This window comes from Leisingera methylohalidivorans DSM 14336 (assembly GCF_000511355.1).
GTDB lineage: Bacteria > Pseudomonadota > Alphaproteobacteria > Rhodobacterales > Rhodobacteraceae > Leisingera > Leisingera methylohalidivorans.
Map to the genome: position 1 here is coordinate 1705900 of NC_023135.1, position 19816 is coordinate 1725715.

17 protein-coding genes are annotated in these 19816 nt (G+C 63.7%); 15 read left to right on the top strand and 2 right to left on the bottom strand.

From position 1 onward, the window contains the following. Positions 1–17: 17 nt before the first annotated feature. The 5 genes from fabI (at position 18) to trpE (ending at position 6257) form a co-directional block, all read left to right on the top strand. The gene (gene fabI / locus METH_RS08490) at positions 18–821 is read left to right on the top strand and encodes an enoyl-ACP reductase FabI (protein WP_024090031.1); all 804 of its coding nucleotides are present in this window, start codon (positions 18–20) and stop codon (positions 819–821) included. A 73-nt stretch (positions 822–894) separates the two neighbouring features. After that, complete coding sequence (gene gpt / locus METH_RS08495; RefSeq protein WP_024090032.1) at positions 895–1398, top strand: xanthine phosphoribosyltransferase; 504 nt, start codon at positions 895–897, stop codon at positions 1396–1398. A 196-nt stretch (positions 1399–1594) separates the two neighbouring features. Then, positions 1595–2770 carry an aminotransferase gene (locus METH_RS08500; RefSeq protein WP_024090033.1) on the top strand — a complete coding sequence of 392 codons (1176 nt, stop codon included), beginning with the start codon at positions 1595–1597 and terminating at the stop codon, positions 2768–2770. A 118-nt stretch (positions 2771–2888) separates the two neighbouring features. Beyond that, positions 2889–4730, top strand: coding sequence for a peptidylprolyl isomerase (locus METH_RS08505; RefSeq protein ID WP_024090034.1), 1842 nt, complete (start codon positions 2889–2891; stop codon positions 4728–4730). 15 nt (positions 4731–4745) lie between these two features. Next, positions 4746–6257, top strand: a complete 1512-nt coding sequence (gene trpE / locus METH_RS08510) for an anthranilate synthase component I (RefSeq protein ID WP_024090035.1) — start codon at positions 4746–4748, stop codon at positions 6255–6257. A gap of 82 nt (positions 6258–6339) precedes the next feature. On the opposite strand, the gene METH_RS08515 is transcribed toward trpE, so the two are convergent. Continuing rightward, the gene (locus tag METH_RS08515) at positions 6340–7881 is read right to left on the bottom strand and encodes a polysaccharide deacteylase family 2 protein (RefSeq protein ID WP_024090036.1); all 1542 of its coding nucleotides are present in this window, start codon (positions 7879–7881) and stop codon (positions 6340–6342) included. Positions 7882–8070: 189 nt separating this feature from the next. Between METH_RS08515 and METH_RS08520 the strand changes: the two genes are divergently transcribed. The 7 genes from METH_RS08520 (at position 8071) to lexA (ending at position 13678) form a co-directional block, all read left to right on the top strand. Continuing rightward, on the top strand, positions 8071–8652 hold the full coding sequence (locus METH_RS08520; protein WP_024090037.1) for an anthranilate synthase component II: 582 nt from the start codon (positions 8071–8073) through the stop codon (positions 8650–8652). Next, positions 8649–9668, top strand: coding sequence for an anthranilate phosphoribosyltransferase (trpD, locus tag METH_RS08525; protein ID WP_024090038.1), 1020 nt, complete (start codon positions 8649–8651; stop codon positions 9666–9668). Before METH_RS08520 ends, trpD begins: the two co-directional genes overlap by 4 nt. Next, the gene (locus METH_RS08530; protein WP_024090039.1) at positions 9665–10318 is read left to right on the top strand and encodes a uracil-DNA glycosylase; all 654 of its coding nucleotides are present in this window, start codon (positions 9665–9667) and stop codon (positions 10316–10318) included. Before trpD ends, METH_RS08530 begins: the two co-directional genes overlap by 4 nt. A gap of 14 nt (positions 10319–10332) precedes the next feature. Further along, a complete protein-coding gene (gene trpC, locus METH_RS08535) occupies positions 10333–11145 on the top strand; it encodes an indole-3-glycerol phosphate synthase TrpC (RefSeq protein ID WP_024090040.1) in 813 nt (270 codons plus the stop codon). An 11-nt stretch (positions 11146–11156) separates the two neighbouring features. Next, on the top strand, positions 11157–11627 hold the full coding sequence (moaC, locus tag METH_RS08540; RefSeq protein WP_024090041.1) for a cyclic pyranopterin monophosphate synthase MoaC: 471 nt from the start codon (positions 11157–11159) through the stop codon (positions 11625–11627). Then, entirely contained in the window at positions 11628–12800 is a 1173-nt protein-coding gene (locus METH_RS08545) for a molybdopterin molybdotransferase MoeA (protein WP_024090042.1), read from the top strand. It abuts the gene before it with no gap. A 179-nt stretch (positions 12801–12979) separates the two neighbouring features. Continuing rightward, positions 12980–13678: a transcriptional repressor LexA gene (gene lexA, locus METH_RS08550; protein WP_024090043.1), complete on the top strand. Its 699-nt coding sequence runs from the start codon at positions 12980–12982 to the stop codon at positions 13676–13678. Here the strand turns inward: lexA and METH_RS08555 are convergent. Further along, the gene (locus tag METH_RS08555; RefSeq protein ID WP_024090044.1) at positions 13672–15741 is read right to left on the bottom strand and encodes a ComEC/Rec2 family competence protein; all 2070 of its coding nucleotides are present in this window, start codon (positions 15739–15741) and stop codon (positions 13672–13674) included. The two genes, lexA and METH_RS08555, sit on opposite strands and share 7 nt — an antisense overlap. 79 nt (positions 15742–15820) lie before the next feature. Between METH_RS08555 and gltX the strand changes: the two genes are divergently transcribed. The 3 genes from gltX to METH_RS08570 all read left to right on the top strand — a co-directional run bounded on the left by gltX (position 15821) and on the right by METH_RS08570 (position 19807). Next, positions 15821–17221, top strand: coding sequence for a glutamate--tRNA ligase (gene gltX / locus METH_RS08560; RefSeq protein ID WP_024090045.1), 1401 nt, complete (start codon positions 15821–15823; stop codon positions 17219–17221). A 127-nt stretch (positions 17222–17348) separates the two neighbouring features. Further along, positions 17349–18644: a citrate synthase gene (locus tag METH_RS08565; protein ID WP_024090046.1), complete on the top strand. Its 1296-nt coding sequence runs from the start codon at positions 17349–17351 to the stop codon at positions 18642–18644. A 302-nt stretch (positions 18645–18946) separates the two neighbouring features. Beyond that, positions 18947–19807 carry a calcium-binding protein gene (locus METH_RS08570; RefSeq protein ID WP_024090047.1) on the top strand — a complete coding sequence of 287 codons (861 nt, stop codon included), beginning with the start codon at positions 18947–18949 and terminating at the stop codon, positions 19805–19807. Positions 19808–19816 lie beyond the last annotated feature (9 nt).

Below are 19816 nucleotides of genomic sequence, written 5' to 3' on the forward strand. Positions count from 1 at the left end.
ACAGGCGGAGAACCTGCATGTCTAATCACCTGATGGCCGGTAAGCGCGGCCTCATCATGGGCCTGGCCAATGACAAATCCATCGCTTGGGGGATTGCCAAGGCCTGCGCCGATGCCGGCGCCGAGCTTGCCTTTTCCTATCAGGGCGACGCATTGAAGAAGCGGGTCGATCCGCTGGCGGCGCAACTGGGCAGCGATATCGTCCTGCCCTGCGACGTCTCGGACGAGGCGTCGATTGATGCCCTGTTTGCCGGGCTGGAAGCCAAATGGGGCAAGCTGGACTTTGTCGTTCACGCCATCGGCTTTTCCGACAAGAACGAGCTGCGCGGCCGCTATGTCGACACCAGCCGCAGCAATTTCCAGATGACCATGGACATCTCGGTCTTCTCGTTCACCGCGGTGGCCAACCGCGCCGAAAAGATGATGAGCGACGGCGGCTCGCTGCTGACCCTGACCTATTACGGTGCCGAGCAGGTGATGCCGCACTATAACGTCATGGGCGTTGCCAAGGCGGCACTGGAAGCCTCGGTCAAATACCTGGCCGAGGATCTGGGCAAGGACGGCATCCGCGTCAACGCGATCTCGGCCGGCCCGATCAAGACCCTGGCCGCCTCCGGAATCGGCGATTTCCGCTACATCATGAAGTGGAACGAGTACAATTCGCCGCTGCGCCGCAACGTGACCATCGATGATGTCGGCAAGTCCGCGCTGTACCTGCTGTCCGACCTCAGCTCGGGCGTGACCGGCGAGAATCTGCATGTCGATGCCGGCTACCACGTCGTCGGCATGAAGGCGGTGGATGCACCGGACATCTCCAAGTAACTGAATACAGAAAGAAACCCAGGTGCAACTTGGGTTTCTGCAAGCTGACGCGACTTCGCGGGGAGCAAGTAACATGACCGATCGTCTGCCGCACGAAAAAGGCTTCCACATCAGCTGGGACCAGATCCACCGGGACAGCCGCGCCTTGGCCTGGCGGCTGGACGGGCAAGGCCCCGATGAAGGCGCCTGGCGTGCCGTGGTGGCGATCACCCGCGGCGGCATGGCGCCGGCGATGATTGTCAGCCGCGAGCTGGACATCCGTACCGTGGACACCATCTCGGTGCGGTCCTACCACCATCAATCCCAGGGCGAAGCCGAAGTGCTGAAAGCTCCGGATGCCGGTCTGATGGGCGATGGCGAGGGCATTCTGATCATCGACGATCTGGTCGACAGCGGCAAAACCCTGGAACTGGTGCGCGACATGTACCCCAAGGCGCATTTTGCCACCGTCTATGCCAAGCCCAAGGGCCGGCCGATGGTGGACACTTTCATCACCGAAGTCAGCCAGGACACCTGGATTTTCTTCCCCTGGGACATGGCGCTGCAATATGTGGAGCCCTACCGCGGCAAGGACTGATCCGCCGTGACCGGAAATCCCCGGACAGGCGCGCTGCAAAGCGCGCCTGTCTTTGTTTGCGGACCTGCGGCTCGCCCAGCCGCACCCGTTGGGCAAGCATAACCGCTTGAGAAGCCGGAAACACCGTGCCAGACATGGTCCGGTGCGGGGCCCGCTGCGCCCGTGCATCTTCCTGTCCCGGCGCCTGGAGCCTTTCATGCCCCTTCCCCGCACCCAAGCCACCTTTGTCTCGCCGATCGTCGAATCACGCCGCTGGGTGGCCGGCGTTGATTTCCCGCCAGAACGCCCGCTGCTGAACGTCAGCCAGGCCGCGCCGGCAGAAGCGCCGCCCCATGGGTTGCGCCAGGCACTCGCGGATGCTGCGCTCAATGATGTGAACGCGCATTTATACGGGCCGGTGCTGGGCAATGACCCGTTGCGCCGGGCGCTGGCGCGGCAGATCTCCGGCCACTACCAGGCCGATGTGCGGGCAGAGCAGGTTGGCATCACCTCGGGCTGCAACCAGGCCTTTGCGGCTGCGATTGCAGCCCTGTGCGGCGAGGGGGATGAGGTGATCATCCCGGTGCCCTGGTACTTCAATCACAAGATGTGGCTGGACATGGCCGGGGTCACCGCCGTGCCGCTGCACGCCGGGGACGGAATGCTGCCGGACCTTGCTGCCGCTGAGGCGCTGATTACCCCCCGCACCCGCGCCATCGTGCTGGTCACCCCCAACAATCCCTGCGGCGTGGAGTACCCTGCCGGGCTGGTGCAGGCCTTCTTTGATCTGGCCCGTGCCAGGGGCATTGCCCTGATCGCGGACGAAACCTACCGCGACTTCGACAGCCGCGAAGGCGCTCCGCACGGGCTTTTCCAGCTGGACGGCTGGGATCGGACCCTGATCCACCTTTATTCCTTTTCCAAGGCTTACCGGCTGACCGGCCATCGGGTCGGCGCTGTTGCAGCTTCGCCGGACAGGATGTTCGAAATGGAGAAGTTTTTGGACACTGTCACCATCTGCCCGTCGCAATTGGGCCAGGCCGGCGCCCTTTGGGGCATTGAAAACCTGCAGGGCTGGCTGGCAGGGGAACGGCAGGAAATCCTCGACCGCCGCGCAGCAATTGAAGACGGGTTTCCGGTGCTGGCCGGCAAGGGCTGGAAGCTGCTCGGATGCGGCGCCTACTTTGCCTATGCCGAGCATCCGTTCGACCTGCCGTCAGAGGAGATCGCCAAACGGCTGGTGGCGGAGGCTTCCGTCCTGATGCTGCCGGGCTCCATGTTCATGCCCGCAGACGATCCCGCCGGCGCGCGCCAGTTCCGCATTGCCTTTGCCAATGTGGACCGGACCGGCATCCGGACGCTGTTTGACAGGCTGGCGGCCTTTAATCCCTGATCACGCAGCAGTTTGATCCGCAACCATCTTGCCCCTCTGCGGGCAGCCGCGTATTCAGTCAGCGGCATTTCCCGCTGCAAGGCGACCCCTTGCACGGCAAAACAATAAAGAGGGCATCATGGCCGCAGGCATCAAGAAGCTATCCAAAACCTTTGTCTGGATCCTGATGGGGATGCTGATTGTCGGCCTTGCCGGATTTGGCGCGGTGAATTTCACCAGCTCCGCCTCCTCGGTTGCCAGTGTCGGCGACGAGGAAGTCAGCATCGGCACTTATGTGCGGGAATTGCAGCGCGAGCAGCGCGGCCTGCAGGCGCAAACCGGCCAGGCCGTTTCCATGGCGCAGCTCAGCGCCTTTGGTCTTGACCGGGTGGTGCTCGGCCGCCTGATCTCGCTGGCAGCTCTGGATCACGAAGCCAGGAACCTGGGCCTGTCGATCGGCGACGAAAACCTGATCGAAGAGCTGGGCGCCATTGATGCCTTTCAGGGCGTGAACGGCGCCTTCGACCGCGAAGCCTATAGTTTTGCACTGCGGAATGCCGGCCTGTCGGAAAAGGAATTCGAAGACGATCTGCGCCGCGAAGCCGCCCGCACCATCGTCCAGAACGCGATACTGTCCGGTACGGAAATGCCACAGGTCCTGACCGAAACCCTGACCGGTTTCATCGGCGCGCGCCGCAGCTTTTCCTATGTGCAGATCAATGCCGAAGACATTGCCCTGACCGCCGGGGTTCCTGCGGACGCCGAGCTGCAAGCCTTCTACGAGGCCGCACAGGACCAGTTCATGCTGCCGGAGACCAAAGTGATCACCTACGCGGCGCTGCGCCCTTCGATGCTGCTGGATGAAGTGGAGATCGACGAGGCTGCATTGCGCCAGCTGTACGATGACCGCGCCAGCCAGTACCAAGTGCCCGAGCGCCGTCTGGTGGAACGCCTGGTGTTTGCCGATGACGATGCTGCTGCCAGCGCCAAGGCACAGCTGGAAACCGGCGGTGCGACATTCGAAAGCCTGGTCGATGCCCGCGGCCTGTCGCTGCAGGACATCGATCTGGGCGACGTGACCATCGGCGATCTGGGGGCTGCGGGCACGGATGTGTTTGCGGCCCAGACCGGCGACGTGGTCGGCCCCCTGCCCTCTGATCTCGGCCCGGCCCTGTACCGTGTGAACGGCCGCCTCGAAGCGCGGACCACCAGCTTTGAACAGGCGATGCCGGACCTGCGCGAGGAACTCGCTTCCGACCGCACCCGCCGTCTGGTGGAGGCGCAGGCCGAAGACATCGACGATCTTCTGGCCGGCGGCGCCACGCTGGAAGAACTGGCAACCGAAAGCGGGCTGGAGCTGGTTCAGATCCATTGGACGGAAAATACCAGCGACGGCATCGCGGCTTACGAAGGTTTCCGCACCGCCGCCGCCGCCGTCACCGCCGAGGATTTCCCGGCGGTGGACTTCCTCGACGATGGCAGCCTGTTTGCCCTGCGCCTGGACGAGGTTCTGCCGGAACGGCCGGAACCCTTTGCCGATGCCAGGGACAAGGTCCTGGCGGCGTGGCAGGCCGACCGCCTGGCCACCGCGCTGCGCGAGCAGGGCGAGGCGCTGCTGGCCCAGGCAGAAGCCGCCGGCAGCTTTGCCGAAGGGGCCGAAGTCAAATCCGAAGCCGGCCTGACCCGCACAGCCTACATCGACACGGTGCCCGCAGATCTGATCACCCGGGTATTCGGGATGGACATCGGCAGCTTCCGCCTGGTTCAGGATGCGGACTCGGCGGTGGTCGTCCGCCTCGACGGTATCCTGCCGCCGGAAGCCAGCGATGACATGAACCTCCTCACCCAGGCGCTGCAGGCGCAGCTGAACCAGGCCCTGGCCCAGGAGCTGTTCCAGGCCTACCTGCAGGACGTACAGGCCCGTGCCGAACCCCGTGTCGACCAGCAGGCGCTGAACGCAGCGCAGGCGAATTTCCAGTAATCAAGGCAAGCATCCATGGCTCTGACTCCAGATTTCGACACATTCTCCCAGGCTTACGAGGCCGGCGAGAACCAGGTCGTCTATACCCGCCTTGCCGCCGACCTCGACACGCCAGTGTCGCTGATGCTCAAGCTGACCGGCGCCCAAAAGGACGCCTTCATGCTGGAATCTGTCACCGGCGGCGAGGTGCGCGGGCGCTATTCGATCATCGGCATGAAGCCGGATCTGGTCTGGCGCTGCCACGGGGAGCACTCCAGCCTCAACCGCTCGGCCCGGTTTGATGCGGATGATTTCACCCCGCAGGACGGCAACCCGATGGACAACCTGCGGGCGCTGATTGCCGAAAGCAAAATCGATCTGCCCGACGATCTGCCGCAGGCCGCCGCCGGTCTGTTCGGCTATCTCGGCTATGACATGATCCGCCTGGTCGAACATCTGCCGGACGTGAACCCGGACCCGCTCGGCCTGCCCGACGCGCTGATGCTGCGCCCCTCGGTGATTGCGGTTCTGGACGGGGTCAAGGGCGAGGTCACGGTGGTCTCCCCCGTCTGGTCCAGCGACGGCCAGACCGCCAAGGCCGCCTATGCCCAGGCCGCTGAACGGGTGATGGACGCGGTGCGCGACCTGGAACGCGCGATGCCCGCCGAGAGCCGCGATCTGGGCGACGCCGATGAGGTGGCGCCGCCGGTTTCCAACTTCACCAAAGACGGCTACATGGCGGCGGTGGAGAAGGCCAAAGACTACATCCGCGCAGGCGACATCTTCCAGGTAGTGCCGGCTCAGCGCTGGACCCAGGAGTTCCGCCAGCCGCCATTCGCGCTCTACCGCAGCTTGCGCCGCACCAACCCCTCGCCTTTCATGTTCTACTTCAACTTCGGCGGCTTTCAGGTGGTCGGCGCTTCGCCCGAAATCCTGGTCCGCGTCTTCGGGCAGGAGGTCACCATCCGCCCCATTGCAGGCACCCGCCCCCGCGGCGCCACGCCGGAAGAGGACAAGGCGCTGGAGGCCGACCTGCTGGCGGACAAAAAGGAGCTCGCCGAGCATCTGATGCTGTTGGATCTGGGCCGCAACGACACCGGCCGGGTGACCAAGATCGGCACCGTGCGCCCGACTGAACAATTCATCATCGAGCGTTACAGCCACGTGATGCACATCGTCTCAAACGTCGTCGGCGAGCTGGCCGAGGACAAGGACGCGCTGGATGCCTTCTTTGCCGGCATGCCCGCAGGCACCGTCTCCGGTGCCCCCAAGGTCCGGGCGATGGAAATCATTGACGAGCTGGAACCGGAAAAACGCGGTGTCTACGGCGGCGGTGTCGGCTATTTCTCTGCCGGCGGCGACATGGACATGTGCATTGCCCTGCGCACCGCCATCGTCAAGGATCAGAACCTCTATATCCAGGCCGGCGGCGGCGTTGTTTATGACAGCGACCCCGAGGCGGAATATATGGAGACCGTCCATAAATCCAATGCGATCCGGCGCGCGGCAGCAGACGCAGCCCGTTTTACCGGCAACGGCAACCGTTAAGAATACAGACGCAGCCGCCTGCAGCTTCATCTTTGTGAAAATACTCCGGCCGGAGGCAACGGCGCCCGCCTTGGGCGCCGTTTCACTTTGCCGGCAGGTTCTCTTCCAGACTGGCCGAGACCGGCGCCAGCGCAATCCGGGCGGCCCGGTCCTGCAGCCCCCAGATCAGCAGCGCCGAAATCGTATCGGGGCGCAACCGTCCCAGCATGATCACCGCGCCCTCCTGCCCGGCCCGGAACGCCGCCTGATCCAGGAACCGCCGGATGGCCCGCGGGTTCTGACCGGCGCCGTCAAAGTCGCGGAACACAACACCGGCCGGCACACCGTCGCGCAGCGCCAGTTTCTGCACCGTGTTCAACCCGCTGTCCTGGGTCACCAGCCCGTAGCCTGCCGAGGCCGCAACTGCTGCAACCTGATTTGCCAGCGCCCGGTTGCCCTGCACCCCGGTTTCGATGCCTTCAAGGATCCCCATGGCCTCCGGCAGCTTGCTGCGCCAGATTTCCAGCGCCGTCTCCGCATCCTGCGGCGAGGCCGCGCGCGGCAGATCCGCCAGCATCAGAACCTCAAACCCCGCCGCCCGGCGCGCGGCCATCTTGGAGGCTGCCTGCGGATCCTCCGGATCAATTGCAAAACTTAACGGATAGGGGAACTCCGCCAGCGCTTCGGCGCCAAAGGCTCCTTCTTCATCGATCAGCACAATCGACATCAACGGGCGGTTCTCCGGATTGTCAAACGCTTCCGAATGGGCGGTAAACGGCGGCTCGTCCGAAACCGCCGCAGAGGCAAACCCGGCTTCCTGCGGCTTGTCCCGGTCCGTAAGCGGAACAACCGGCGTGCCGATACTTGGGGTCAGAAGCTCTTGATCCGCCGCCGCAGTTTCCAGCTCTGTTTCGCTGTCAGAGCGGCTGCCGCCGCCGTCTTCGCCGGCCTCCGGCAGCACCGGTGCCGCACCGATGACCGGCAGCGTGGTTGCCTGCGGCGCGCTGCCGATATCCGGGGCCAGAACCGCAGAGGTTCCAGGCGTTCCCGCCTCAGCCTCAGCCTGCACAGGGGCTGAGGCCTCTTCCTGGGCTTCTGCGGGCGCTTCGGGCGCGGGTTCCGGCGCAGGTTCAGTGGCTGCAATAACGGCAGCCTCGGCACCCGGGGCCTGCGGCACTGGCGGCTGAACTGCCTGCAGCTGCGGCGCATCGGTTTGTGGCGTCACACCGGGCGCCTCAGACGTATCCAGGCCGCCGGAGCCCGCGACCGCAGTTGTCAGCCCGACCTCAGGCTTGGCGGCGGGAGCGGTATCCGCGCCTGCCAGCGCGTTCAGGTCATCGCCGCCACCGGTTTCGGCCGGCGCGGCCGGCTGCGCCTCGACAAGATCCGCATCGCGCCCCTGGCTGCTGGCGGGCGCCTCGGCGGCCTTGCTGCCGTCATTCGGCATTTGCGGCGCATCGCCCGGATCATGCGCGGCAGGCGCCGGCGCCGCAACGGCAGGCTGTTCCGCGGACTGCGGCACTGCTGCCGTACCGCTTCCGGTGCCGGGCAAAGTCACGGGCAAAGGCACCGACAAAGACAGCATCGCCAGCCCGCCCGCGGCCAGCAATGCCCCGACACTCACGCCGCCCAGAAATCCACGCATGCCTGTTTTGCCTCTCAATCCGTTTTTCCGTGCTGCGCCGTTCCAGCGTGCCTGAGCGAACCCTGTTTCTGTTCCCCCGGCAATCGCCTATCCTGCCCTTGACGCTGCCCCGTATCCCTGAACATGTATGTTTCGACCACTATACTGCGGCGCGGCCCCGGCCCGCCACCCTTAAAAGAGCCCGCTACGATGCTGCTGCTGATAGACAACTACGATTCCTTTACCTACAACCTCGTCCATTATCTGGGTGAGCTGGGCGCGGAAATGGAAGTCCGCCGCAACGACGCCATCAACGTGCAGGAAGCGATGGCAATGAAGCCTTCTGGTATCCTGCTGTCGCCCGGCCCCTGCGACCCGGATCAGGCCGGCATCTGCCTGGCGCTGACCGAAGCCGCGGCCGAAACCGGCACGCCGCTCCTGGGCGTGTGCCTGGGCCATCAGACCATCGGCCAGGCATTCGGCGGCAAGGTGATCCGCTGCCACGAGATCGTGCACGGTAAGATGGGCAAAATGCACCACAAGGATATTGGTGTTTTCAATGGCTTGCCGTCACCTTTTGAGGCAACCCGCTACCATTCCCTGGTGGTGGAGCGCGACAGCCTGCCGGATTGCCTGGAAATCACCGCTGAACTGGAAGACGGCACCATCATGGGCCTGCAGCACAAAGACCTGCCGATCCACGGCGTCCAGTTCCACCCGGAATCGATCGCTTCGGAACATGGCCACGCGCTGTTGAAGAACTTTCTCGACGTGATGAAGGTGCCCGCATGAGCGACCGCCTGAAACCGCTTATCGGCGCCGCGGCGGAACGGTCGCTGACCCGCGATGAGGCTGAAACCGCTTTCACCCTGCTGTTTGAGGGCGAAGCCACGCCCAGCCAGATCGGCGGCTTGCTGATGGCGATGCGCACCCGCGGCGAAAGCGTCGATGAATACGCCGCTGCCGCTGCCGTGATGCGTTCCAAATGCAATCCGGTAAAGGCGCCTGCGGGCGCGATCGACATTGTCGGGACTGGCGGTGACGGCAAGAACACCCTTAACATCTCCACCGCGACCGCCTTTGTGACGGCCGGCGCGGGCGTGGTGGTTGCCAAACACGGCAACCGCAATCTCAGCTCCAAATCCGGCACTGCGGACCTGCAGTCCCAGATGGGCATTAAGGTGATGGTTGGGCCGGAAGTGGTTGAGAAGGCAATCAATGAAGCCGGAATCGGCTTTATGATGGCGCCCATGCACCATCCCGCGACGCGCCACGTGATGCCGACCCGCACGGAGCTTGGCACCCGCACCATCTTCAACATTCTCGGCCCCCTCACCAATCCGGCCGGCGTCAAACGCCAGCTCACCGGCGCCTTCAGCCGCGAGATGATCCGCCCGATGGCGGAAACGCTGAAGACTCTCGGGTCTGAACGCGCCTGGCTGGTGCATGGCTCTGACGGCACGGATGAGCTGACCATCACCGGCATCAGCTGGGTTTCGGCGCTGGAGGAAAACGGCGATATCCGCGATATCGAACTGCACCCCGAAGAGGCCGGCCTGCCGGTGCACCCGTTTGAGGCCATCGTCGGCGGCACGCCCGAGGAGAACGCCCAGGCCTTCCGGGCGCTGCTGGATGGCGCGCCGTCTGCCTACCGCGACGCCGTGCTGCTGAATGCTGCTTCTGCTTTGGTGGTCGCAGGCCACGCCGCGGATCTGAAGGAAGGCGTCGCCAAAGCCACCGCCTCCATCGACAGCGGTGCTGCGAAATCCAAGGTCGAGGCGCTGGCCCGCATCACCTCAGCCGCATGACCCGCTTGCCAGCGGGGCTGGGCGCCTGGTCCAGCCTGCCTTTTTTCACCGGCCATTGGCCCGGACTCTCAGCCGCAATTGCCGGGGATCCGCGCGAAATCCTTCCGCCCGCGCATCTGCGGTTTGCCGCACTGGAACTGACCCAGCCGCAGCACACCCGCGTGGTGATCCTGGGCCAGGATCCTTATCCGACGCCGGGTCACGCCCATGGCCTGGCCTTTTCCGCTGAACCGCATGTCCACCCGCTTCCGCGCTCTTTGTCTAACATTTACAAAGAGCTGGAAGACGATCTTGGCGTAACCCGCCCAAATGCAGACCTGCGTGGATGGGCAAGCCAGGGCGTTCTGCTCCTGAACACCGCCCTTACCGTGCCCGCAGGCGAGGCGAACGGCCACAAGCACCTGGGCTGGCAGTATCTGGTGCATCAGGTGCTGGACCGGACCTCAGAACGCCCCACGGCTTACATTCTATGGGGAAATGCAGCACAAAAGCTTGAAAAACATATCAAACCGGGCGATCACCTGATCCTGAAAACTGCCCATCCCTCGCCCCTGTCGGCGCGGCGCGGCTTCTTCGGGTCCCGGCCCTTTTCAAAAGTGAATAATTGGCTCGCTGCCCGCGGTGAAAGCGGCATAGACTGGAACGCATAAACGGAGGCACTGATATGACCCAAAACGTGCTGGACAAGATCAAGGCCTACAAGCTTGAGGAAGTGGCCGCCGACAAGGCCGCCAAACCGCTGGAGGCGGTCGAGGCTGAGGCGCGCGAAGCTTCCCCGGTGCGCGGTTTTGCCGACAGCCTGATGCAGGCCAACCGCAGCGGCTATGGCCTGATTGCCGAAATCAAGAAAGCAAGCCCCTCCAAGGGTCTGATCCGCCCGGATTTTGAACCGGCTGAACTGGCCAGGGCGTATGAAGACGGCGGTGCCACCTGCCTGTCGGTGCTGACCGACACGCCCAGCTTCCAGGGAGCCAAGGACTTCCTGACCCAGGCCCGCGGCGCCTGTTCCCTGCCCGCGCTGCGCAAGGATTTCATGTACGACACCTATCAGGTGGCCGAAGCCCGCGCGCTGGGTGCTGATTGCATTCTGATCATTCTGGCCTCCGTCTCGGACGCGCAAGCGCAGGAGCTGGAGCAAAGCGCCTTTGACTGGGGCATGGATGTGCTCCTGGAGGTGCATGACGCCGAGGAGCTTGAGCGCGCCTGCAATCTGAAGTCGCCCCTGATGGGCATCAACAACCGCAATCTCAAGACGTTTGAAACCACCCTGGACACCACCCGCGAACTGTCGCGCCTGGTGCCTCCGGACCGAACCATCGTCTGCGAAAGCGGGCTGTTTACGCCGGAGGATCTCAGCGATATGGCCCGCTACGGCGCACGGACCTTCCTGATCGGGGAAAGCCTGATGCGCCAGGACGATGTGGCCGGCGCAACCCGTGCGCTGCTCGCCAACCCGCTGATGCCCGGCATGATGTAAGGAGCAGCGCCATGAGCCTCACTCATTTCGATACCAAGGGCGACGCCCATATGGTCGACGTCTCGGACAAGGCGGTAACCTCGCGCGTCGCCACCGCCGAAGGCCGCATCACCATGGCGCAGGAAACCTTTGATATCATTGCCGAAGGCCGCGCTAAAAAGGGCGATGTTCTGTCAGTCGCCCGCCTGGCCGGAATTATGGGAGCCAAGAAAACGCCGGATCTGATCCCGCTGTGCCATCCGCTGCCGGTGACCAAGGTCGCCGTCGAACTGACCCTGGACCCGGACCTGCCCGGCGTGCGGGTTGAGGCGACGGTCAAGACCACCGGCCAGACCGGGGTTGAAATGGAGGCGCTCACTGCCGTCTCCACTGCCGCGCTCACCGTCTATGACATGGCCAAGGCCGTGGACAAGGCGATGGAGATCGGCGGCATCCGCGTGACGCTGAAAGATGGCGGAAAATCAGGCAGGTACGAGGCATAAATGATCCCGGTCAGCGAAGCCCGCGGGCATCTTCTGTCACTGGTCTCCCAGCTGGAAACCGAAGAGGTTCCGCTGGCGGAGGCCGCAGGCCGGGTGCTGGCCCGCGATGTGCAGGCGCGCCGCGACCAGCCGCCGTTTACCGCCTCGGCCATGGACGGTTACGCCGTGAACGCGGCAGAAGTCGAACTGCACGCCATGTTCAAGGTGATTGGCGAAGCAGCTGCCGGCCATGCCTTCAATGGCCGCACCGGGGCTGGCCAGGCCGTGCGCATCTTTACCGGCGCGCCGGTGCCAGAAGGCGCAAGTTTCGTTGTTATTCAAGAGGATGTCACCCGCAGCGGCAACCTCATCACCATCACAGATACCCCCGGTGCCAACCCCAATATCCGCCCCCGCGGCGGCGATTTCACCGATGGCCAGACCGTCAGCGCACCCAGGCTGCTGGCGCCCGCGGACATCGCCCTGCTGGCGGCGATGAATATTCCCTCGGTCCCCGTCACCCGCCGCCCCGAGGTCGCGCTGATCTCTACAGGCGACGAGCTGGTGATGCCCGGCGGCACGCCCGGCCCGGATCAGATCATCGCCTCCAACACCTTTGGCCTCAAGGCGATGCTGGAGGGGCTCGGCGCCCATGCCCGCATCCTGCCGATCGCCCGCGACACCGAAAGCTCGCTGCGGACTGCCTTTGAACTGGCTGCAGGCGCCGATCTGGTCGTCACCATCGGCGGCGCCTCGGTCGGCGATCACGATCTGGTCGGCAAAGTTGCGCAGGACCTCGGCATGGAGCGCAGCTTTTACAAGGTCGCCATGCGGCCCGGTAAACCGCTGATGGCGGGCCGCATGAACGGCGCCGCCATGGTTGGCCTGCCCGGCAACCCGGTTTCCGCGATGGTCTGCGGCCATGTCTTCCTGACGCCGATGATCCGGACCATGCTTGGACTCCCGCCAGAAGCGCAGCAGCTGCAGACCGCCGCCCTTGCGGCGCCTCTGGCTGAAAACGGCCCGCGGGAACATTACATGCGGGCCAGGGTCGATGGCGGCAGGCTCAGCGCCTTTGACAATCAGGACAGCTCGCTGCTTAGCATTCTGGCTGATGCCAACGCCCTGCTGATCCGCCCGCCGAAGGACGGCGCGCGCAGCGCAGGCGATACCGTGCAATACCTGCCTCTCTGACCCCGCACCTTCTTTGCAAAAATGCCCCCATCCCATTGCCCTTCGGACGGTTATGCTGCCGTAGGGGTGTCACGCGGCACAGGCGCGTTTTCTTTTCTTGCTGTCAGTTACTGCCATGTTGACACAAAACGTGAACATGCGTAGAACAAAAGAAAACCTGAGGCGCGGAGGGAGCGGCGATGCTCACGAAAAAGCAACTTCAACTGCTGGAATTCATTCATAAACGTCTGCAGCGGGACGGCGTGCCACCCAGTTTCGATGAAATGAAGGTTGAACTGGACCTGCGGTCGAAATCGGGCATCCACCGGCTGATCACCGCTCTGGAGGAGCGCGGCTTCATCCGCCGCCTGCCGCACCGCGCGCGCGCGATTGAGATCATCCGCCTGCCGGAAAGCCTGGGCGGTGTGCTGGAGCCGCAAGCCTTTGCGCCAACGGTGATTGACGGCGGCCGCCCGCAGCCCGCAGCTGCCGCAGCAGACCCGGTGCGCCATGCCGCAGTGGAACTGCCGGTGATGGGCCGCATCGCCGCCGGTGTCCCGATCGAGGCGATCAGCCAGGTGTCGCATCAGGTAGTGGTTCCCGGCGGCATGATCGCACCAAACGGCCAGCATTTCGCGCTGGAGGTAAAAGGCGACTCGATGATCGAAGCCGGCATCAATGACGGCGACATCGTGGTGATCCGCGAAACCGGCGCTGCAGACAACGGCGATATCGTTGTCGCATTGGTCGAGGGGCACGAGGCCACGCTGAAACGCTATCAGCGCCAGGGCAGCATGATCGCGCTGGAAGCCGCCAACCCGGCCTATGAAACCCGGCGCTACCCGGAAGACCAGGTTCAGATCCAAGGCCAGCTGGTTGGGTTGATCCGCACTTACTGAGGGTTTTGCCGGCCAAGAAGCTTCCGGAGGCGGCTGACTTCAGCCCCTTCCGGCCGCCATGCTGTCCACAACCTCTGTCCCGATGCGCTGCGGGATGTCTGCAGGCCGCCCGTTGCGGTCACGGCGATGCTGCCCGTTTGCCGCATCACTGCCGGTGTCAGCAGCAAACAGTTTCCCGGCGACTGCGCCGCAACCGTAGAAACGACAATATCACCTTCTTTACAGCGGCTTACCTGTGAAAGCTTACGTCTTCCAAGCGCATGGAGCAGCCGGAAGCCCGGTCCCTGCCAGACCGGCAAAGCGTCTGCGTCATCCGCCCATCGCGCCGCAGCGGCGATCTGTCCTGCCGGGTCGCCGTCATTCTCAAGCCAGATTTTCGCAGTGAACCCCTGCCCCTTGGCCCGCGACAAGGCCCGGCCTTCCGGCGCCATCACGCCAATCAGCCCTCCGGAGTCAGCAATCAGGACAACGGGACGCTCTGCCGTGCTCCACATCAGCAGCGCACATGCGGCCGGCAACAGCCCAGCCAGCCGCAGCCGCCCTTGCCAGATCACCGCAAACAGCATGCCCGCAGCAAACAGCGGCAGAACCCAGGCCCCCGGCGCGGGCACATGCGACAGCGCCCCGTCGAACCCCGAGACAACCCCGGCAACTGCCAGGATCCAATCCAGCCCCCATTGCATGACAGTCAGCCCGGCCATTTCCAGGCCAACCGGCGCCAGGCACAGCGCTAGCACCGCAGCCGGAATGACCACCGAGCCCATGACCGGCACAGACAACAGGTTCGCCAGCAGCCCGTAATGCGGCACCGTGTTGAAATGCGCCGCTGCAAAGGGGGCTGTTGCCGCCCCGGCCACCGCAGAGGAAATCACCACCGCCAGAACCGGCCGCAGCCATCGCGGCCCCAGCGGCACTTCCCTGTCCCTCAGCGCTGCAAAAACCGCAACCAGCGCTGCGGTCGCGGCAAAACTCATCTGAAAACCAGGGCTGAGCAGGCTTTCCGGCCGCCGCAGCAGAACAATCCAAGCGGCAACCGCCACCGCCCGCAGGGTAATCGCACGCCGGTTCAACAGCACGGCAGCAAACATCACCGCCACCATCACAAAGGCCCGCTCCGTTGCCACATTGCCGCCTGACAGCGCAAGATACCCGGCGCCGGCCGTCAGCGCCGCCACGGCCGCCAGCTTCTTGACCGGCCAGCGCAGGGCCAGCGGCGGGATCAGGTTGAACAAGATCCTAATCGCCGCAAAGACAAAACCGGTCAGCAGGCCCATGTGCAAGCCGGAGATTGCCAGCAGATGCGCCAGATTGCTTTGCCGCAGCGCGGTCAGGGTCTGCTGCCCCACGCCGCTGCGGTCGCCGGTGGTGATTGCGGCTGCAAACCCGCCTGTTTCCCCTGCTATGCGGTCTTGCAGACCCTGCGCCACACCCCGGCGCAGCCGTTCCACAGCCAGGCTTTGGCCCGGCTGTTCTGCCAGCAGCACCGGAACCCTCGTGTAGCCCAGGCCGCCCAATTGCTTGAACCAGGCGTGGCGGCGGAAATCGAACCCGCCGGGCTCTGCTGGACCTTGCGGCGGCAGCAGATGCGCGGTGGTCATGACCCGCGCGCCTGGCGGCGGCACCTGTTCCAGCGCTTTCAACGAAATGCGGACACGGGCAGGCGTGTCGTCGGGCGCCACCCGGTCCAGCCGCACCTGATCCAGGGTCAGCCGTAGGGCATCGGTCGGAGAGCGGTCAACCCCGGCAACCCGCCCCTCCACCGCCCCGTAATAGCGGAAATCCAGGACCGGTGCCGACACCAGATGCGCCCGTGCCCCCGCAAGGCAAAGCCCCGCCGCCGCCAAAGCGGGCCCCCACAGCAGAAAGGCCAGCTGCCGCCGGCCCACGGCGCCGGCAGCCATCAGCAGCGCACATAGCGCCAGGGCGGAAAACTCGGCGGCGCCAGGCTCCGACTTCAATGAAAAATAGGCCCCGATCCCGGCTCCGAGGAAAACCGGCGTCCAGGGGAACAGATGTCCCCGCTGCGCGTGCAGCAGGTCTGCGATGGCTGCGCTCAGCCGCATGCTTGCCCCCCGCCTTCTGGCCCGGTAGACAGGCGGAAACTCTAAACCTCACTTGGTTTCCAAAAGGTAAATCCTGCTCATGACCCAACCGGTTGTCACCCGTTTCGCGCCTTCTCCCACCGGCTTCCTGCACATCGGCGGCGCCCGCACTGCGCTGTTCAACTGGCTTTACGCCCGCGGCCGCGGCGGCAAGTTCCTGCTGCGCATTGAAGACACCGACCGCGAACGCTCCACGCCTGAGGCAACCAAGGCCATCCTGCAGGGCATGGAATGGCTGGGTCTGGACCACGACGGCGAGGTGATCAGCCAGTTTGAAGGCGCCAGCCGCCACGCCGAAGTGGCCAGGCAGCTGCTGGCCGAGGGCAAGGCCTATAAATGTTTTGCCACCCAGGATGAGATCGCCGCTTTCCGCGAGCAGGCCAAGGCTGAGGGCAAATCGACCCTCTACCGCTCTCCCTGGCGCGACGCCGATCCGGCCAGCCACCCTGACGCGCCCTTTGTCATCCGCATCAAGGCGCCGCAAAGCGGTGTTACCGTTATCAAGGATGAGGTGCAGGGCGACGTCACCATCCGGAACGATCAGCTTGATGACATGATCCTGCTGCGCTCCGACGGCACGCCGGTCTACATGCTGGCGGTGGTCGTGGACGACCACGATATGGGCGTCACCCATGTGATCCGCGGCGATGACCACCTGAACAACGCCGCCCGCCAGATGATGATCTATGAAGCGATGGGCTGGGACGTGCCGGTCTGGGCGCATATCCCGCTGATCCACGGGCCGGACGGCAAAAAGCTGAGCAAACGCCATGGCGCCTTGGGGGCACAGGAATACCAGGCGATGGGCTATCCGGCCGCTGGCATGCGCAACTATCTGGCCCGTTTGGGCTGGTCGCACGGTGATGACGAATTTTTTACAGACGATCAGGCTAAAGAGTGGTTTAATTTCGACGGTATCGGTAAAAGCCCGGCCCGGTTCGACACCAAGAAGCTGGAGAATCTCAGCGGTCAGCATATCGCCGTCAGCGACGACGCTGCGCTGCGGCACGAAATCTGCGCCTATCTGGCGGCGGCCGGAAAAACGGCCCTGACTGACGCGCAGTCACAGGGTTTGGAGGCGGCGATGTATTGCCTGAAGGATCGAGCGCGCACCTTCCCTGAACTGCTTGAAAAAGCTCATTTTGTCCTTGTCTCACGGCCAATTGAACGGGACGCGAAAGCGGAAAAAGCGCTATCTTCAGTATCCGATGGTATACTGGGAGAATTGACGCCGCAGCTGCAAAATGCTAGCTGGGTCCGTGACGATCTGGAGGCGCTTCTGAACGCATTTGCAGAAGCCCATGATACCAAGTTCGGCAAGCTGGCAGGCCCTTTGCGGGCGGCGCTGGCGGGCCGGGCGGTAACGCCTTCGGTGTTCGACATGATGCTGATTCTGGGCCGTGAGGAAACCCTCGCCCGGCTCAAAGACGCAACAGGCTGAGACCGGTCCTTTACTCCCGGTTAAGCCTGTTTAGATACGACAACCCCTGCGCGGAACAGCGCAGGCGCTGCCCCGCATGAGGACGCCTGCACGGCCGCTCTCGTGCCCGCAACAGGAAGGGACACCAATGACCGAGACACAGAAATCTGCCACGCTCAGCCTGAATGGCGAAACCTACGAGCTGCCCATTTTCTCTCCAACGGCCGGGCCCGATGTTCTCGACATCCGCAAGCTCTACGCGAAGGCAGGTGTGTTCACCTACGACCCGGGCTTTACCTCGACCGCCAGCTGCGACAGCACCATCACCTACATCGATGGCGACAAAGGCGAGCTGCTGCACCGCGGCTATCCGATCGACCAGCTGGCATCGAAGTCCCATTACCTCGAGGTCTGCTACCTGCTGCTCTACGGTGAACTGCCGACGGTGAACCAGCTGGAGGATTTCGAGACCCGTGTGACCCGTCACACCATGGTGCATGAGCAGATGCACAACTTCTTCCGCGGCTTCCGCCGCGATGCGCACCCGATGGCGACCCTGGTTGGCGTGGTCGGCGCGATGTCGGCCTTCTACCACGACTCGCTGGACGTCACCGATCCGTGGCAGCGCGAGGTCGCGGCAGTCCGTCTGATCGCCAAACTCCCGACGATTGCCGCGATGGCCTATAAATACTCCATCGGCCAGCCGTTTGTGTATCCGAAGAACGATCTGGATTACGCGGCCAACTTCCTGCACATGTGCTTCTCGGTTCCGGCTGAGGAATACCACGTGAACCCGATCCTGAGCCGGGCAATGGACCGTATCCTCACCCTGCACGCGGATCACGAGCAGAACGCCTCCACCTCCACCGTGCGTCTGGCGTCCTCCTCGGGCGCAAACCCGTTTGCCTGTATCGCCGCCGGCATTGCCTGCCTTTGGGGTCCGGCCCACGGCGGCGCCAATCAGGCCTGCCTGGAAATGCTCAAGGAAATCGGCTCGGTCGACCGCATCCCCGAGTATATCGCACGCGCCAAGGACAAGAACGATCCGTTCCGCCTGATGGGTTTCGGCCACCGCGTGTACAAGAACACCGACCCGCGTGCGACCGTGCTGAAGCAATCCGCGGACGAGGTCCTGGATCTGCTCGGTGTCGAAGACAACCCGCTGCTGCAAGTTGCCAAGGAGCTGGAGCAGACCGCGCTGAACGACCCCTACTTCATCGAGAAGAAACTGTTCCCGAACGTCGATTTCTACTCCGGCATCATTCTGGAGGCGATGGGCTTCCCGACCTCGATGTTCACCCCGATCTTTGCGCTGTCGCGCACCGTCGGCTGGATCTCGCAGTGGAAAGAGATGATCGCCGATCCGCAAAACAAAATCGGCCGCCCGCGTCAGCTGTACCTGGGCGAAACCCTGCGCGACTACGTCGATATCGAAAAGCGCTGATTGCCAGTCGCACTGAATGTCCGAACGCCCCGCATCCCGCGGGGCGTTTTTTTCCGGTGCCATGACCCGCATCGCCTGGCTGCCAATTTCCGGCAATCTTTGCTGAGCGGAATTGAAGCTGAACCGGCCAACAATCCTTCAGTATTTCGGGCATCGTTCGCGCCCGCCGCTCAACGCAAGGTAAAATTTGACTAAATTCAATCAGCTAATTAGTTAATCCCCATTACTGCCGCCTGCTGGCAGAGACGCCCTGCAGGAAATTTCTTGTTCGGGCATTTTCCAAAAAAAACGGGATTCACGGAATGGAACTATTGGTACTGCTGGGTCTGACCATGGCTGTTGGAACCTTTGCCATACTCGACGATGATGACGGGAGCGAAAGCCACGAGACATCATCGCAAGAACCGCAGGATAGTGGAAACGGCGCGGCAAGGACTGACGCTGATGACGACATCATCGGCAGCCATCATGATGACAGCATTTTTGCCCGCGGCGGAGACGATGTGGTCGAGGGCCGCGGCGGCGATGACAGGCTTTTCGGTCAGGATGGCAACGACTTTATCACCGGCGGGGCCGGTGACGACTGGATGCGCGGCGGTGATGGCAATGACGCGATCCTCGACCACGAAGGGGCCGACACGGTTTTCGGAGATCTTGGCGACGATACCATCGTTGCCACCAGCGCCATGGATGGCGAGGAGATTGCCGCCTTTGCGAGAGGCGTGGCAAATGGCTCGATCACCGAACTGGACGGTTTTGACGCATTGCTGACACCGGACACCGATACTGACGACGATGCCGACAGCATCCAGGCAGGCCTTGGCAATGACGTCGTTCTGGCTGGCAGCGGCGACACTGTGTCGCTTGGCGAAGGGGAAGACACGCTGGGGATCGGGGACTGGATCGAGGCGGGCGATGATCCGGTTATTTTCACCGACTTCAGCAAGCTTGAAGACATCATCGTCTATTCCCACGACGGCGGAGGCGGGGAGCCGGAACTGACGCTGGAGGAAACCCAGGACCAATTCGGCGACCCGGATGACGCCCTGCTGTATGCCAATGGCGTGCTGGTGGCGCGGATCGAGGGCGCGGGCGGGTTGATGACGCTGGATGATGTCAGCATCGTGGACCGGACGCAGAACGACCCGGTCCTCGGCCTCTGAACAGCTTTC

Excerpts from the sequence above, each read along its gene's own strand:
- fabI (WP_024090031.1), top strand. The coding sequence starts at position 18 with ATGTCTAATCACCTGATGGCCGGTAAGCGCGGCCTCATCATGGGCCTG.
- gpt (WP_024090032.1), top strand. The coding sequence starts at position 895 with ATGACCGATCGTCTGCCGCACGAAAAAGGCTTCCACATCAGCTGGGAC.
- METH_RS08500 (WP_024090033.1), top strand. The coding sequence starts at position 1,595 with ATGCCCCTTCCCCGCACCCAAGCCACCTTTGTCTCGCCGATCGTCGAA.
- METH_RS08505 (WP_024090034.1), top strand. The coding sequence starts at position 2,889 with ATGGCCGCAGGCATCAAGAAGCTATCCAAAACCTTTGTCTGGATCCTG.
- trpE (WP_024090035.1), top strand. The coding sequence starts at position 4,746 with ATGGCTCTGACTCCAGATTTCGACACATTCTCCCAGGCTTACGAGGCC.
- METH_RS08515 (WP_024090036.1), bottom strand. The coding sequence starts at position 7,881 with ATGCGTGGATTTCTGGGCGGCGTGAGTGTCGGGGCATTGCTGGCCGCG.
- METH_RS08520 (WP_024090037.1), top strand. The coding sequence starts at position 8,071 with ATGCTGCTGCTGATAGACAACTACGATTCCTTTACCTACAACCTCGTC.
- trpD (WP_024090038.1), top strand. The coding sequence starts at position 8,649 with ATGAGCGACCGCCTGAAACCGCTTATCGGCGCCGCGGCGGAACGGTCG.
- METH_RS08530 (WP_024090039.1), top strand. The coding sequence starts at position 9,665 with ATGACCCGCTTGCCAGCGGGGCTGGGCGCCTGGTCCAGCCTGCCTTTT.
- trpC (WP_024090040.1), top strand. The coding sequence starts at position 10,333 with ATGACCCAAAACGTGCTGGACAAGATCAAGGCCTACAAGCTTGAGGAA.
- moaC (WP_024090041.1), top strand. The coding sequence starts at position 11,157 with ATGAGCCTCACTCATTTCGATACCAAGGGCGACGCCCATATGGTCGAC.
- METH_RS08545 (WP_024090042.1), top strand. The coding sequence starts at position 11,628 with ATGATCCCGGTCAGCGAAGCCCGCGGGCATCTTCTGTCACTGGTCTCC.
- lexA (WP_024090043.1), top strand. The coding sequence starts at position 12,980 with ATGCTCACGAAAAAGCAACTTCAACTGCTGGAATTCATTCATAAACGT.
- METH_RS08555 (WP_024090044.1), bottom strand. The coding sequence starts at position 15,741 with ATGCGGCTGAGCGCAGCCATCGCAGACCTGCTGCACGCGCAGCGGGGA.
- gltX (WP_024090045.1), top strand. The coding sequence starts at position 15,821 with ATGACCCAACCGGTTGTCACCCGTTTCGCGCCTTCTCCCACCGGCTTC.
- METH_RS08565 (WP_024090046.1), top strand. The coding sequence starts at position 17,349 with ATGACCGAGACACAGAAATCTGCCACGCTCAGCCTGAATGGCGAAACC.
- METH_RS08570 (WP_024090047.1), top strand. The coding sequence starts at position 18,947 with ATGGAACTATTGGTACTGCTGGGTCTGACCATGGCTGTTGGAACCTTT.